The organism is Pedobacter montanisoli, from assembly GCF_022809115.1.
GTDB classification, from domain to species: Bacteria; Bacteroidota; Bacteroidia; order Sphingobacteriales; family Sphingobacteriaceae; genus Pedobacter; species Pedobacter montanisoli.
Map to the genome: position 1 here is coordinate 1,057,390 of NZ_JALGBH010000002.1, position 16,712 is coordinate 1,074,101.

General features: G+C 37.9%; 9 protein-coding genes. 2 read left to right on the forward strand and 7 right to left on the reverse strand.

Annotation, left to right across the window (positions count from 1 at the left end; all coding sequences use genetic code 11):
- The first annotated feature begins 35 nt into the window (after positions 1-35).
- Together MMF97_RS12390 and MMF97_RS12395 are read left to right on the forward strand one after the other, a co-directional pair.
- Positions 36-1,541, forward strand: a complete 1,506-nt coding sequence (locus MMF97_RS12390; protein ID WP_243362719.1) for a catalase — start codon at positions 36-38, stop codon at positions 1,539-1,541.
- Between the two features lie 561 nt (positions 1,542-2,102).
- A complete protein-coding gene (locus tag MMF97_RS12395; RefSeq protein WP_243362721.1) occupies positions 2,103-2,495 on the forward strand; it encodes a GreA/GreB family elongation factor in 393 nt (130 codons plus the stop codon).
- Between the two features lie 120 nt (positions 2,496-2,615).
- Here MMF97_RS12395 and MMF97_RS12400 read toward each other — a convergent pair whose 3' ends face one another.
- The 7 genes from MMF97_RS12400 to MMF97_RS12430 all read right to left on the reverse strand — a co-directional run bounded on the left by MMF97_RS12400 (position 2,616) and on the right by MMF97_RS12430 (position 16,482).
- Positions 2,616-3,800 (reverse strand): proline dehydrogenase family protein, encoded by a 1,185-nt coding sequence (locus tag MMF97_RS12400; RefSeq protein ID WP_243362724.1) that lies wholly within the window; start codon positions 3,798-3,800, stop codon positions 2,616-2,618.
- A 136-nt stretch (positions 3,801-3,936) separates the two neighbouring features.
- Complete coding sequence (locus tag MMF97_RS12405; RefSeq protein WP_243362726.1) at positions 3,937-5,541, reverse strand: amidohydrolase family protein; 1,605 nt, start codon at positions 5,539-5,541, stop codon at positions 3,937-3,939.
- A gap of 136 nt (positions 5,542-5,677) precedes the next feature.
- Positions 5,678-8,581: a tetratricopeptide repeat protein gene (locus MMF97_RS12410; RefSeq protein WP_243362727.1), complete on the reverse strand. Its 2,904-nt coding sequence runs from the start codon at positions 8,579-8,581 to the stop codon at positions 5,678-5,680.
- Positions 8,582-8,587: 6 nt separating this feature from the next.
- On the reverse strand, positions 8,588-10,222 hold the full coding sequence (locus MMF97_RS12415) for a S10 family peptidase (RefSeq protein ID WP_243362729.1): 1,635 nt from the start codon (positions 10,220-10,222) through the stop codon (positions 8,588-8,590).
- Positions 10,223-10,230: 8 nt separating this feature from the next.
- Positions 10,231-11,772 carry a S10 family peptidase gene (locus MMF97_RS12420; RefSeq protein WP_243362730.1) on the reverse strand — a complete coding sequence of 514 codons (1,542 nt, stop codon included), beginning with the start codon at positions 11,770-11,772 and terminating at the stop codon, positions 10,231-10,233.
- A gap of 20 nt (positions 11,773-11,792) precedes the next feature.
- Positions 11,793-13,316, reverse strand: a complete 1,524-nt coding sequence (locus tag MMF97_RS12425; protein WP_243362731.1) for a SusD/RagB family nutrient-binding outer membrane lipoprotein — start codon at positions 13,314-13,316, stop codon at positions 11,793-11,795.
- 31 nt (positions 13,317-13,347) lie between these two features.
- Positions 13,348-16,482: a SusC/RagA family TonB-linked outer membrane protein gene (locus MMF97_RS12430; protein ID WP_243362732.1), complete on the reverse strand. Its 3,135-nt coding sequence runs from the start codon at positions 16,480-16,482 to the stop codon at positions 13,348-13,350.
- Positions 16,483-16,712: the final 230 nt, after the last annotated feature.

The window sequence follows — 16,712 nt, forward strand, 5'->3', positions numbered from 1 at the left end:
ATCTCAATTTTAAAAAAATAACAAATTGATAAGCTATGGAACAAAATAATAAAAAAGCCCTCACTACTGCTGCCGGCAGGCCATATGTAGAGCATGAAAATTCAATGACTGCCGGACCAAGAGGCCCAGTGCTATTAGAAGATTATATCCTGCACGAAAAAATGGCCCACTTTAATCGTGAACGCATACCTGAACGCGTAGTACATGCAAAAGGAAGCGGCGCATTTGGCACTTTTAAAGTAACCCATGATATCAGCAAATACACAAAGGCCAAGATCTTTAACCAGATTGGTAAGGAAACCAAAGTTTTTTTACGTTTTAGCACAGTGGGTGGCGAAATGGGCTCTGCAGATACGGAACGTGACCCGCGTGGTTTCGCACTAAAATTTTACACCGAAGATGGCAACTGGGATCTAGTAGGCAATAATACACCTGTGTTCTTCATCAAGGATGCCAAGAAATTCAGTGATTTTATTCATACGCAGAAAAGAGATCCGCGAACACATTGCAAAAGTGCTACCATGGTATGGGATTTCTGGAGCCTTAATCCAGAAAGTTTGCATCAGGTGCTTATTTTAATGAGCGACAGGGGAACGCCCTATGGTTACCGTCATATGCATGGTTTTGGCTCACATACTTTTAGTATGATCAACGCAAACAACGAACGTGTCTGGGTTAAGTTTCACTTTAAAACACAACAGGGCATTAAAAACTTTACCAATGACGAAGCTACGGTAATGAAGGGTAAAGATCCTGACTTTGCACAACGCGATCTGGTTAAGGCTATAGATAGTGGAAATTTCCCGAAATGGACGATGAAAATCCAAATCATGACAAACGAGCAGGCAAAAAATTTCCCTTTTAATCCTTTTGATGTTACCAAAACATGGCCCCATGCCGATTTTCCATTGATAGAAGTTGGTGAACTGGAATTAAACCAAGTACCTAAAAATTATTTTGCTACAGTAGAACAATCTGCTTTTGCTCCTGCTCATATTATTGATGGTATTGGTTTCTCTCCAGACCGGATGTTACAGGGAAGAATTTTATCCTATCCTGATGCGCATAGACACAGACTGGGTGTAAATTACCAGCAAATACCTGTAAACGCCTGTCCCTATGCCACAAATAATTTTCACAGAGATGGTTTTATGCGGGTTGATGATAATGGAAATGATCATCCAAACTATTACCCAAATAGTTCTGGTATAATAGAGCCTGATATGAGTTATAAAGAACCCGGATTAGAATTAGATGGCCAAGCAGCCGATTGGTACGATAGAAATGCTGGCTTACCCGGTGATGAAGATCATTATACCCAACCAGGTTTATTATTTACCAAAGCCATGAACGATTATGACAGGCACAATCTGATCAGTAATATTGTAGATTCCATGAGTGGTATTGAAGGTCCTCAAAAAGACAACATCATTGCACGCCAGTTATGCCATTTCTTCAGAGCAGATCAAAATCTGGGTATGACTGTGGCTCAGGGTTTAAATATTGATATGACTGAGATCATGAAAAAAATGTCGCATTAAGAAAGAATTATGATGTCATTCAAAATCCATTTTGGAATCTATATGTTAAAGTAATTATGATAGAAAGATACTGAAACAAGTTCAGCATGACGGATTTTATCTAACATTTTCTCACAAAAAAATACGGCATTCAAAATTTGTTTCGATAAAAAATACTGAAGAAAATATAACATTAAGACTTATATTAAATGTCATCACGAACTCGGGATAAAAACAATCCCGAGTTTTTTTACAATAAAATTTCAGGTTTTCTCTTGCTTATTAAGAAAAACAAAGGCATCTTTGTTAAGATGCAAAACATTTTAGCAAAATATGAACAGCTCATGGCAAAACATTATAAAGATGTTTTGTGTGCTGTTATATTACAGCGTTTTGCTTTTCATTATGTTTTTAAAAACATATTAAGCTTTACTTTACAAACTGAGAGTAAAGACTTTATCAAAAAAACCCCGAATTCAATCTTTTTTCTGTCTTAGAGAATTTCGGGGGATAACCACCGCTTAATCATCTTACATTAACCATACACCTTAAAGGTGAAATGTTTTATTTAACTAAAATATTATGAAAACAAAGTCGATATTATTATCTAAAAGTGATTACAAATTCTTAAGCGAGCATTTGGATAAAGCGATCATGAGTGATTACAATAAATCACGTTTAAAAGAAGAAGTAAAAAACGCTACCCTTTTTGATGATGATAAATTACCTGAAGATGTCGTTTCTTTACATAGTGAGGCCAAGATACAAAGTACTTCTAACCAACAGGAATTTGTATTTAAACTGGTTTTACCTAAAGATGCTGATATTAAAAAACAAAAAGTATCCATCTTTGCTCCTATCAGTATTGCTTTATTAGGCTACCAAACCGGTGATTTAATCAATTGGGAAATGCCCGATGGCATTAAAGAGTTTAAAATTTTAAACGTAAGGAAATTAAACGAAGACGAGTTGTAATAAAAAAGGTATCTAAGAAGTTTGCTTTTTCTTCATCCTATCTCTATAATTTAGATATTCTGAAACAAGTTCAGAATGACAGATAGGAAAGTTGCTTTTTAGATACCTTTCTACTTTATATTAAATTCCCCGACGGGTTTTTTCTTTAGCAATTAAGCTTAGCTCTCTGCCGGTTTGCCCTGCTACAGAAGTATTTTCTTGTGCTCTTCTAAACAAATAAGGCATAACTGCTTTTACCGGTCCATAAGGCACGTATTTAGCAACATTATAACCTGCATTAGACAGGTTAAAGCTCAAGTTATCGCTCATGCCCAATAATTGTGCAAAATAAATATGGGGGTGATTGTGAGCAATATCTTTTTCATCAATCAATTCGGTCAATAAACGGCAGCTGGCTTCATTATGCGTACCGCAAACAATGCCTATCTGATCTAAATGATCAACAGAGAAACGAATAGATTCATCATAATCTCTATCTGAAGAAGCTTTATCAGGTTGTATTGGTGAAGGATAGCCCATATCTTGTGCGCGTTTACGCTCTTTCTCCATGTATGCACCACGCACCATTTTAACACCTAAAATAAATCCATGTTCTTTGGCGATCAAATAATCTGCTTTAAGATCGGCCAGTTTATCATGGCGATACATTTGGTAGGTATTATATACGATCAACTGCTCTTTATTGAATTTCATCATCATTTCTAAAGCCAGCATATCAATGGTATCCTGTATCCAGGTTTCTTCTGCATCGATCATGATTGGAACCTTACGTTCAAAAGCTGTTTTACAGATTTTTTCGCAGCGTGCTTTTACACGATCAAACTCTGCTTTTTCTGTTTCTGTGAGTTCCTTTTTAGCGTCTAATTTTTCTAATAAGGCAAAACGACCGATACCAGTAATTTTAAAAACAGTAATAGGGATGCGTGGATCGCCATCTGCTCTTTCAACCGTTCTGATGATTTCTTCGCAGGTAGCATCAAAAACATGTTCTTCTTCTTCTCCTTCTACTGAATAATCTAAGATTGTGCCTACTTTTCCTTTAGCAAGTTGCGCTATGGTATGATCGCACTCGGCAATAGTTTCTCCTCCACAAAATTGCTTAAAAATGGTTTTCTTGATAATACCCTGGATAGGCAGTCCCGCATTAAGCATAAAATTTGTAATCGGTGGGCCTACTTTAGTCAGGAAATTGCTTCCTATCATTTTAAAGAGCCAATAAGCTTGCTTTAATTCTGCATTGGATTTGCTGCTAAATGCTATCTCAGTATTGTTGAAATCAATTTTGTTTTCGGGGGATACTTTCATTTTAAGTTTAAAATTTCATTTGTATTTTGATGGTACAAAAATATAAATAAATCGTTCTACGGCTAAAATACCTTAGTAATTAATTGCAAACTTGCCCGATAATGACATAAGTGCATTTAAATCATTATTTTAGCTTTTAAAAACCTGGTTGTTTAATTACATAACCTGTTTTCGCTTTCTCCTGATCTACCATTTCTTTAACTTCCTGTAGCAACTTTTTAGCATCATATACAATACCATCTTTAATGGTGTATTTAACACCTCCTACCCTTTTAGGTTTATTATCTGCACCCAAACTAATTGCTCCTGTACCATAAAGTACTTGAAAGTTTTTAAGTGGGTTTTGATCTACGATTACAAAATCGGCCAGTTTACCTATTTCAATACTGCCTAAATCTTTTTCCATGCCCAAAGCTTGGGCACCATTTAAAGTTGCCGACTTTATTACTTCTAACGGATGGAAACCGGCTTCTCTCAATAACTCTAGTTCTCTTATGTACGCAAAGCCATATAATTCATAGATAAATCCTGCATCTGTACCAACAGTAACGCGTCCGCCTTTGTTTTTAAATTCATTTAAGAACTGCATCCAAAGTTTGTAATTCTCTTTCCAATTCAATTCTTGTTCTGTTCCCCAGCTATGCCAGTACGATCCGTGCGAGTTCCAATTTGGCGCATAAAACTCCCACAGTTTAGGCATGGTATAAGTATTATGCCATTCGGCCGTACGGGCACGCATCAAATCGCGATTGGCCTCATAAATATTTAATGTGGGGTCTAAAGTAAAGTCAAGCCTGATCAGCTCATTCATGATCTTGTTCCAGGTTTCGCTACCAGGGGTTGCGGCCTGCTTCCATAAGGTACCTGCCTCACTAAAACGGTCTTGCTCATTCTGATAATTGTAATCTGGAGAGTAATGTTGTACCGTCTTATCATCAAACATAGATTCGGGCAAACCATACCAATGTTCTAAGGATGTTAATCCAGATTTGGCACTGTTCATGGCATTCCACCTACCCACATCTGTTTGTGCATGATGTGCCATTGACCTTAAGCCAAGTTTTTTATTTTCATCAAGCGCATTGGACATCACTTCTGGCGATGCTCCAAAGAATTTGATACCGTCTGCACCTTTTTTGGCATTTTCTCTTACCCATTGCCTTGCCTGCTCACCGGTATAGATAGGCGCTGTTGAACCTTGTCCAAATACGGTATAAGCAAATATGCGAGGTGCTGTTATTTCATTTTTTAAACTTTTTTGCTTCTCTTCCAGCACCCAGTCTAAGCCATTCATACTTCCTGGCTCTCTTACTGTAGTAACACCATGTGCCATCCAAAGTTTAAATACATAGTCGGCATCGGCACCTTTATCAGCGCCGCCAATATGTCCGTGCATATCTATAAAACCCGGCAAAATGTACATACCTTCTGCCCAAAGTTCTTTACCCCCAGCTTTTAGCTGAGGTCTGCGATTGGCTTCTACGGGCAAACCCGGCGAGCCTACTGTTCTGATAGCGGTAATTCGATTATTTTCTACTACAATATCTGCTGGCCCCATAGGTGGTGCGCCCGTGCTGTTTATAATGGTTACACCTCTTATGATCAATTGTGGATAAGGCCCATCTCCTTCTTTTCTGGGATCTGCTTTTTTTACCGTTGGCCTGCCTCCTTGTGCAAACGCTACAGTAAACATGCATATACTACCTAATGCTAAATAAATTGACTTCTTAATTAAATTCATGTGTATATTTTTATTGATTTTAGTTGCCACATGGAATCCGCTATATCATCATACAAATGGATATGTAAAGACTTATGCTCATTTCATTGCTTTAGATGATTATTGGTGATTGCATTTATGTTGTACAAGATTTTTATTACATCTGGTATGCAGCACCTGGTTTTATTTTCAAATTATTAATGCGCTGATCTAATGTTTTGATTTGATCTGTAGCCTGTGTATCTGCATAAGCATTGCGTAAAGCTTTATAGGCTACAAACAAATAAGGATTATACTGTAAAGCTTGATTTAAGTTCTGGATATATTCTCCTTGATTGTTATCTGCCTTGCTCAAAATAGCTTTCGTGAAAGCATAATCGGCTTTTGAAGGCATGTCTGCACCTTCTTTTTCTTTAGTAAAAACTTGTTTTGCGGTTTGTAAATCACCTGCTTTCACCAATAATCTAGCCATTCTTAACTGGTCTGCTCCACGCAAAGGCGATTTTGTAGAAAGTACCATATTGATATATTCGCTTGCTTTTGCTTTATTGCCCTGTGCCAAATAAAACTCTGCTAAACGCATGTTATAGTCTGTTCTCGAATTATTTGAAGCGGCTAAAATTCGCTGTGCTTCATTGATGGTCTTGATCGCTTCATTGTATTTTCCTTGCACGGCCAAAGCATCTGCCAATAGGTTACGGTATTCGTAATTCTGAGGTTTTTTAGTCACTAAATCTTGCAATATCTGTACAGGTTCTGCATAACCTAACTCTGCTTTTAAGGATGCCGAAAATGCGTTTGCATCATCTATACGATCTCTCAAATAAGTTGATACTGCCGCTCCATTCTTAGCATATTCCAGTCCGGCATCGATAGCTTCGGGATAAAGTCCATTGCTTCTGTACATTTCTCTTAATTGCCCATTTACTCTGGCCAGTTCAGAATAATCTGTTTCCATTTGATAGGATTTCTGTAGATAATCTGCTTGTTTTTGAATGGCTTCTGATTTGGCAATAAGATTATTATCGTACTTAGCTTTAGTTAAATTGGCATAAGCAGCATAAATAGGTGCATATTTAGGATCTATCTGCTCAGCTTTTTTCAACCATGTTTCGGCATCATCTAATTTTTTCTCTGTAATGCTGATTGCTGAATAAGCCAACATAACAGGCAAATATTTTGCGTCATAAGTCAATGCAGTATCTAAATATTTCTTGGCCATTTCTCGATCCTGCATACGGCTACGTTGGCTCAAATTAAGATAAACCTGCGCCCAGTTACTGGCCATAGCCTCTTTTTTACCATTTAAATAAGCTTGCTCTTTTTTAACCAGCGCATCTATAAACTGGTACATCTCTGGGTCTTTGGTAATCAAATCGTTGGTGGTGTTCATTGATTTGAAATCTAAGGGATGCACTTTTACAGGTTCAAAATATGCCGGATAGGTTTGGGCAAAGTATTCAGATTCATTATTTTGAGAATAGTAATCTAAAGTACGGCCCTCTTTCATGGCTTTATAGTAATGCGCCCTGATTGCTCTGTTCTCTGCATCCGTCAGCACACGTCCATGAAATAAGTGCACATATTCATGCAAAATTACGTTACGTTCAAGATAAGCTCCACGTTCTACATATTCAATGGCTGCTGCCCCACTTCCTACGCCACGTATGTCCATCCATTGACGGTTATCAAATGTGGTACTGGTACGAAAGTAAGGTGAGTTCATGGTTTCTGCCAGATCTTTATGCAGCGGCGGTATCCTGAAAACATTATCGCCTTTGGTTAAGAAAGGAAAATACACTACTGAAGTAAAAAGCTGATTCCAGGCCATGGCTTTTACCATATCGCCCGAATAATAGCTTACATCAGGAAAAACCCGTTTAAAGTTTTCCATATCCTTTATTTTGGTTTGGTGTAAATGATTGGTTATTGAATCATAAACGGCTAAATAAGGGATACGTTTGGCTTTGATTACAGCCGAAAGACCGTTATGTGCTGGTCCATAATGTCTTTTTCTTTTTAAGATTTCCCTAAAAATATGTTCGGCAGAATCAAGTCCTGCCTTACGGTCCATATCATAAGCAACATGATATAAAGAACCACGGTGCATTAGTGGTAGAACTGAATTAGGATATTTTGCCTGTATTTTTCGGGTATAATCTAAAGCTTCTTTGAGTTTATTTTGCTGAAAAAGTTCATCAGCAGGTTTCAGTTCTTTTTTGACTTGTTCATCTTCTGGTTGCGCGTAATCTGCATAAGTCAGATTGGTATGGCCATTACCCCAATGCCAATGGGTTTGAAAATGCAGTGGATTAACCGCTAAAGCAACTTCCCATTGGGCAGCCATGGCATTGAGCAAAGTGGCATCAAATCTGCGCCAAATAGCATAGCCATAACTAAATCTGGCATCGGCATTAAAAGGATCTATGGCTATAGATTTTAACAAGGGCGCTTCAGCCAATTGTGGTTTCTGGTCCCAGAAATAAACATCAGCTTCGAGCATTAAAGCAGCCGCATTTTTACGGTCGGCTGCTTCCACTTCTTTTGCTAAGCTCAATGCTTTTTTATAATCTTTCTGCAACAATTTTATCCTGCCTAACATCAACTTCAACTTATTTGAAGGATTGGTTTTAAGTGCATTTTCACAAATCTGTGCAGCCTGTGGAAGTTTCCATGCCTGCATTTCTAAAAATGCTTTCAGTAAAACAGCCTTTTCCTTTTTCTTATTGGTGTTATATACTTGGTTTACATATTTCTCAGCCGATTTAAAATCATTGTTTAAAATATAGTAATCAGCATATAACAATTTATAATCGTCGGTTAAAGACTTCTGCTTTTTGATCTCAGTCAGTACATTGTCCCATAAACCCAACTCTAGCATGCGTTCAAGAACAAGCGCTTTATCTTTGCTTGCAGGTAATGTATTAACCAACCCCATTTTAACCTGCTTCAATTTTTCTAAAGCTTGTTTGGTACTATCGGGCGATATAACTTGCTGAGCATAGGCATTTCCTAAAACTGTAAGTGATAAAAGACAGATGGATAAAATTGTTTTTTTCATAGCGGTTTATTTAGCTGGAGCAGCATTAATTTCTCTTAAAACATCGTCATACATTTTATCTGCATCTTTTTTGGTCTGTACCAACGATGGTTTATGAACATACAGCATATGTCCGGCCTCGTAATAGGTAAAATTTACATTTTTCCTTTGTTCTGGCCTTAAACCCATGGTACTAAAAGTGTATTCTGCAGCAAAATATGGCGTTGCTAAGTCGTAATATCCACATAATACCCAAACTTTTAAGTAAGGATTTCGTGACATTGCTTTTCTCAAGTCTTCGGCCACATTGAGGTAACGATTTTGAACGTTGTTGTAATTCCATGGCGATACTCTACCTCCTAAAATCTCATATGAAAGGTCGTTTTTGAACTTCAATTCAGCTCTTACGTAGTGGTTTAAGGCGGCGCTGTATGGCCCTGAAATGGTTCCATCGTTACTTGGATCAAACTCAGGTTGATCACCAACATCATTATAATCTCTTCCGGTATATCTGCTGTCTAAACGCCCTACGGTTAATCCTTCATTTCTGCGCAGCTCCTTGTCATATTTCTGGATATTTATCCTCAAGTTGGTTTGACGGATATAATCTTTGGACAAACCGGTGTACCTGCTCAATTTGTTCACAATGGTTTCATACTCTGCCGAAGTGAGGTCACTGCCTTTCATCAATGCGATGTTGTACTCTTGTAAAGCAAAATCTTCAACCTCTTTAAGTACAGTTTTTAATGGTTTTGACTGCAAATCTGCCGGCAATTTTTTGTGATACCAGGATGTAGCTGTATAAGTTGGCAAAAACAGCGGATAAGGTAAATCGTTACCAATATCAAAACGGGCGGTTTGCATGTTTAAAATTGAGCTGATCAATACGATGCCATTTAAATAAAATTTGTATTTGCTCTGCAGATAATCAGACAAACCCGATGCCCGTGTTGTGCCATAGCTTTCGCCGGCTAAAAATTTAGGAGAATTCCATCTTTCATATTTGGTGCTATATAATCTGATCGCTTCTCCCATACTCTGAATATCTTCTACGTAACCGTAAAACTGCTTTTCATTTTCTCCTGTAACCGCTCTGCTGTATCCTGTACCTACCGGATCAATAAAAACTAAATCTGTTTTATCTAACCAGGTGTATTCATTATCTACATAACTGTATGGAGGTGGCAATAAATCGCCATTATCGGCAAAAAGAACTCTTTTTGGTCCCATAATACCCATATGTAACCATACCGATGATGAACCTGGCCCGCCGTTAAAAGTATAAGTTATAGGTCTTTTGTTTTTATTGGCAACACCATCTTTGGTATAAGCCGTAAAAAATATATTTGCTTTGGGTTTTCCGTCTTCGTTTCTAAGCTGTAAGTAACCAGTTGTAGCGGTATAGTTAATCACCTGACCTTTTACCGTAATGCTATGTTTGGTCACAACCGGAGCAGGAATGTTGGGTGAATTAGAAATAATTTCTCCGTTAGCATTTACCGGCAAAGGAACCAGCGCATCTGCTTTGCTTGTTGAGGCTGATTGAAAAGCAGAGGGCGCCGGTTGTGCATTTCCTCTTCCCGGCTGTGCTGCAACTTGTATGGCAAAAACTGATAATACAAATGCCATTACAACATGAGCAGTATTTTTTTTATAAGACATGGTCTTCATTAGTTAATTTCCTTTAAAGTTTTACCATAAAAAGCATCTGCATCTGCTTTCATTTGTTTTAGCGAAGGCATATGGATGTAAAGCATATGTCCGGCTTCATAATGTGTAAAATCTACATTCTTTTGTTGCTCAGGACGCAAGCCCATATGCTTAATTACATACTCAGAAGCAAAATAAGGGGTAGCAAAATCATAATAACCACCCAAAACCCACACTTTCATAGAAGGATTTTGTGCCATAGCTTTACGCATATACTCGGCAACATTTAAATAAGAATTTTGTACGTTACTGTAGTTCCATCTGCCTACACCGCCACCTAAAGTATAATAAGTCCAATCATTGGTAAAGTTTAATTCTTTACCAAAATAACTTAGAATTCCATGTGTGTAAGGTCCTGATATGGTACCTGTATTACTTGGGTCATATTCATTTTGGCTACCTGTATCGTTGTAATCTCTACCTGTAAAACGACTATCCAAACGGCCTACGGTTCTGCCCTCCTGTCTTAAAAGCTCTTTATTGTATTGAGCCAGATTAATGCGCAGGTTAGTTTGTCTGATAAAATCTTCTGATAAGCCTGTATATTTACTTAAATTCTTTACCACATTACTGTATTCTGCTGCCGACATACGGTCGCCTTTCATTAGAGCTGTAGTATATTCATTAATAGCATATTTCTCTACTTCGGCAGTCAATGTTTTCACATCTTTTGCCTGTAGCTCAGGGCTCAGTTTTTTATAATACCATGAGGTTGCTGCATAACTTGGCAAATACAAGGGGTAAGGCAAGTCATTCCCTATTACAAATTGTATGGTCTGGAAATTCAATACCGCAGAGATCAGCATGATACCGTTCACATACATTTTAAATGCATTTTGTAGATACATGGATAATCCAGCGGCTCTCGTGGTACCATAACTTTCGCCCGCCAAAAATTTAGGAGAACCCCATCTTTTATTTTGCGTGGTGTACAATTTAATAAATTCGCCTACCGATTGTATATCTTCATCATAACCTTGGAATTCTTGTTTATCTACACCATTTACCGCTCTGCTAAAACCCGTTCCTATTGGATCTATAAAAACTAAATCAGACTGATCTAGCCATGAAAATTCATTATTGGTATATGAATATGGAGGTGTTAAAGCTTCTCCTTTTTCAGACATCACTATTCTCCTTGGACCAATCACCCCCATATGCAACCATAACGAAGCTGAACCGGGCCCACCGTTAAAAGTATAGGTTATAGGTCTTTTGGTTAGGTCATCTACCCCATCTTTGGTATAAGCGGTAAAGCCCATTTTTGCTCTTACTTTACCATCTTCTGATTTAATTTCCATGAAACCGGTTGTAGCCGTATAGTTGATTACTTTACCGTTTATGGTTACAGATGATCTGGTTGTTTTGGTTAATGCACTCTCTTTGGGTGCCGGATTTTCCAAAACCGCTGTATTATTAGCGGTTTTGGAAGCATCGTTCTTTTGCGACCATGCAAATTGTGAAGCTGAGAACGCAATCAGAAATATGAAAATCTTTTTCATTAATGTATCTCTTTTAAATTTTAAGGACGAACATCCCAGAATACTCTTGCCATCATATCGGTACGGGCAGGCACATTAGGATTACTATTTTTCTCATACTGAGGGTAAACCAATGATCGTGGAATTTTATCATAAACGGCTACCGATATTGGCAGGGCAGTTAAAGCCGGATAGCCTGTTCTTCTCCAGTCTGTCCATGGCTCCATTACCACCCCAAAATTTGCAGTGTATTTTTCGTTTATGATCTGTTCTAATTTTTGCTGATCGCTACCAGTTAATGTACCATTTGCGGTAATATATGCGATAATATCCCCTCCACTTACCCCCGCATCTTGCATAGATGCCCTGATACCATTCTCAAAAAAGGTTTGGGCGCTACCCGGAGCACCTAACATTAAAGCAGCTTCTGCACGGATAAAATTATACTCCGCGAAGGTTAATAATCTTGCAGGTGCATCGCCTCCCCAGGTAATACTTCCATCTCTTAATGAACCATCAGATTCCATAGTAATGGTATTGATTGTAGCAGTACCTTTAAGAAAAGTATTTAATCTCGAATAAGCAACAGATGCTGCTTCTGTGGCATTTCCACCTTTATAAGTTGCCGGTGAAGAATTGTATGGAAAAGGAACAAAGTAAGCTACTCTACGTGGGTCTGATTTTGCATTCATCATGTTTACAATAGTTTTGTTAGGGAAGAAAGCATTTTTAAACTGACCACCCTCTACACTTGTATTTGGATTTTGACGACCTGCTGTTGATAAGAACGGCATCACAAAACTATCGGCATTAGATTGCATAAATTCTGCACCGCTATTGATCAAATCATTGATCTTAGTAGAGGCATAGGCTGCATCTTTTGCAGTATAATGGATAAACAAGCGCAATTTCAACGTATTGCCAAAACGTGTCCATTGTTTCTTTGATACGTTCCAGTCTGTACTGGCATAAATGGTGGTATATTTAGTTGGCGATAAAACAGAAGTTGTTTTATTTACATCAGCAATACCTTCATCAATCAAACGAACCAAATCTTTGTAAATATCTTCTCCTTTATCAAATTTTGGTTTCAGATTATCCAAAAACTTTGTGGCTTCGGTATAAGGCACATCACCCCATGCATCAACTGTTAATTGAAAGATATAAGCTTTTAACAGTTTACCCACTCCGGCATAATGCGGACTATTTTGTTGATTCGACTTTTCTATCAGTTTATCAATATCGGCTAAGATACCAGCATAAATATTTGACCACTGGTTGTTTACATCAGAACTATTAATGTTATATCTCTCGTATTCTTTAAAGGTTTGAGAAATGTTAGTGGTATTACCTGTAAACTGTTGTGCCATTAATCCACTATAACGGTAAAGGTCACTCACACCTACATAACCTACACCTACGGTAATAGAAGGCAATAATTGTTCTATAGGTGCTTCCTGAATATTATTTGGGCTATCATTCACATCAAAAAACTTTTTGCATGATTGAGAAGAAACGCTTAGCAATGCTATTCCGGCACAAGCAATTATTTTATTTATTTTCATAACTTATGTTTTGAAATTTTAAATCAATTAATTAAAAAGAGGCTCTCAAGGTTGCTCCAAATACTTTAGAAACCGGTGTAATACCAAACTCCAGACCTCTGGCATTAGAAATACCTGTTAAATTCTGTTCAGGATCTAAGTGAGGGAAATTTGGTGCATAAGTCCACAAGTTTCTTCCATAAGCAGAGAGTTGTAGCCTGCTGATGAATTTTGTTTTTTCCAATAATTTTTTCGGAAGATCATAAGTAAAGGTAACCTCTCTTAGTTTTAAGAAAGTAGCATCAAGCACATAGCCTTCCCAAGCCGCATACTTACCGCTTAAGCCCCAGTAATCCTGTGCAGAAACATAGGTAGTATTGGGTTGTCCATTTGCATATACGCCTTCAAACAGGTACGGTTTTGAAACTGATCCATCTGCATTAAAGCGGTTGTACTCAGCTGTTTCTTTAGCAACCCCGTTTATTCTCAAATCGCCAATAGTACGCGACATTAAATCGCCTTTATACCTGAAGTCTAGTAAGAACGACAGTCCGAAGGCTTTATATTTAAACGAGTTGGTTAGTCCTGCTGTAAATTTTGGATTTGGATTTCCTACGGCGAATACATCATTGGTAGCTTGTGGCAAACCATTGCTTTTAATAATCATTCTACCTTGGGCATCTCTAAGATATTTATTAGAGTAGATCAATCCGTACTCTTGTCCGGTTACGGCCTGAATATTTGGCGAGGTAAAACCACCTAACGAAATCAGTTCAACACCTGGAGCCAGTTCTTTTACCACTGATTTAAATTTGGTAAAGTTTAAAGAAGCCTCCCATGAGAAATTGCTGTTTTTAATAGGCGTACCACTCAATAAAAACTCCACTCCTTTTGTAGAAAGCTTACCTGCATTTTGTATTTTAGAAGTAAAACCTGAAGAATAAGCTACGGGTACATTAAAAATCAGCTTTCTAGAATCTCTCTGGTAAACAGAAAAGTCTAAATTCAACCTGTTGTTAAGCATAGAAATGTCTGTTCCTAATTCTATTTCTCTGGTAAACTCAGGTAATAATTCAGGCTCACCTGCTCCGTTTGAATAAGTATAACCAGCTAAACCATTATAAGGGAAACTTACACTGGTTGAGCTGAAGCCATCTGCAGAACCTGCTCTTGAATAATAAGTAGCTGTTTCATAAGGATTTGCTCCTTTACCTACCTCACCTCCATTTGCTCTAATTTTTAATGAATTTAACACATTACTACGCAACGATGGGAATGCTTCTGTAGCTACAAAACTTACTGCAACCGCTGGATAAAATATAGACCTGTTTTTAGGGATAAGGGTTGAAGAGAAATCGTTTCTTGCTTTTAAGTTTACGTTTAACCAGGATTTATACTGCACCGATAAATCGCCAAATACACCCATCATGCGAAGTTGTGTATAGTTATTTGATGGTGGCGCTAGTGTAGTAAAATTGTCTAGGTTTTTAAATCCTGCTACAACAATCTCCAGGCCTGTTACAGATAAGTTATTGGAGTAATTAGAAATAATCTCATTACCTAAGGTAAAAGAAAGGTTAAAATCGCCATAGGTTTTATTACCTGTTAAAGTAAAATAACTGTTCAAGTTACGACGCATGCTTCTCGATTGTACCAAACCACCTTTTCCGGCAGATCCTGTGTTTGCATTGCTACGCACACCTTTGTCATCAAAACCTGCATTCATCATAGAAAACACATCGGCACCTACCTTCAAATCTGCTTGCAGCCAGCTGGTAATGTCATATTTAAGATTAATGTTTCCAAAGAAACGGTTCAGCTCTTCATTACGGGTAATATGTTCAATAGACCAATAAGGGTTTTCTTCTGATGACGAATACCAGATTTGATTTCCTGCAGCATCTGTTACTGGCAAACCCGTTACATCATAACTGCGAGGCGCATAAATACCTCTCCATAATGGATTAGCTCCCTGGTTACCGGCCTGTGTTCTGTCAGACATGCTGTTGATATAAGAAAACGAAGTACTCAATTTGAATTTGCTGGTAATATTAGCACCTGCATTTACTGAGAAATTGTTTCTGTTCATTTTATTACCCGGTACCAAAGCATCAGTAGTACTGTTGGCATACGAAACACGGTAATTGAATTTTTCGTTAGCTCCAGAGAAACTGATGGTATTGTCTAATCCGGTTGAATTTTGAAGAATGTCTCTTACGTTATCCGGATAAGCCTGTAAAGGCACGGTTTGACCTAAAATATTTTTTACAGGCTGACCAGCAATTTTTGGTCCCCATGAAGTAGAACGGGCTACCCATTTGTTAGGATCCAATGGGTCTCCAGAATAAATACCATTTATACCTTGTCCATATTCATTCTGATACTCTGGAAAAATATTGATAGATCCGATATTGATACTAGAGGTTAATGACACCTGAGATTTTGATCCGCCTTTACCTTTTTTGGTCGTAATCAAAATTACACCAGAAGCAGCTCTGGAGCCATAAAGTACAGTAGCTGCAGCACCTTTAAGCACGCTGATATTCTCAACATCTTCAGGATTGATATCAGACACCCTGTTAGAGGTTGACGCACCTTGGTTTACGCTGTTACCACCTCCACTGTTATCAATAGGCACACCATCAATCACATACAATGGCTGGTTACTTCTCGTAAAAGATGAAAAACCACGTATGGTAATGTTAGAACTGTTAAATGCACCTCCCGAACCCGAAACCTGTACACCAGCCACTTTTCCGGCTAAGGCATTAGAAACATCAGGCGTTGGCGCATCTGTTAGCTTTTCTGCCGATACCGTTCCCACTCCATAACCCAAAGTCTTTTTATCTCTCTGGATACCGAATGAAGTGATTACCACATCTGCAAGTTGTTGTACATTCTCTCCTATCTCTATCTTATAGGTTGAGCTACTGGTAACCGGTACTTTTTCGGTAATATAGCCGATAAAAGAAACCACTAAAGTAGATCCCGGTGGTACAGCTAATGAAAACACACCTTTTGGATCGGTTACCGTTCCGATTTTGGTTCCTTCTACCACAACCGAAACCCCTGGAATTGGAAGCTTATCGGACTTACCGATTACGGTTCCACTAATTTTCTTATCCTGCGCCAGTGCTTGATAGCAAGCAGAAAACAGCACAAAAAAAACAAGTAAGATTTTTTTCATAATTATTGATTTTGTTTTAGTTGGTTAGGTTAGCTTATCACTTAATGTGCATCTAAAGTGTCTGCTTGAAACAAATGTATAAGAGGGAAACCAAAAACCGATGTGGTATAATTATCACTTGATAATCAAAAATTATCCTGTTATAAAAGGCAAAAAAAAGGCCGTAAAAGCGTTTAATCAGCTTTTACGGCCCATTTATTCAAAAATTATCCAAAGTTTTTAAATGGAGG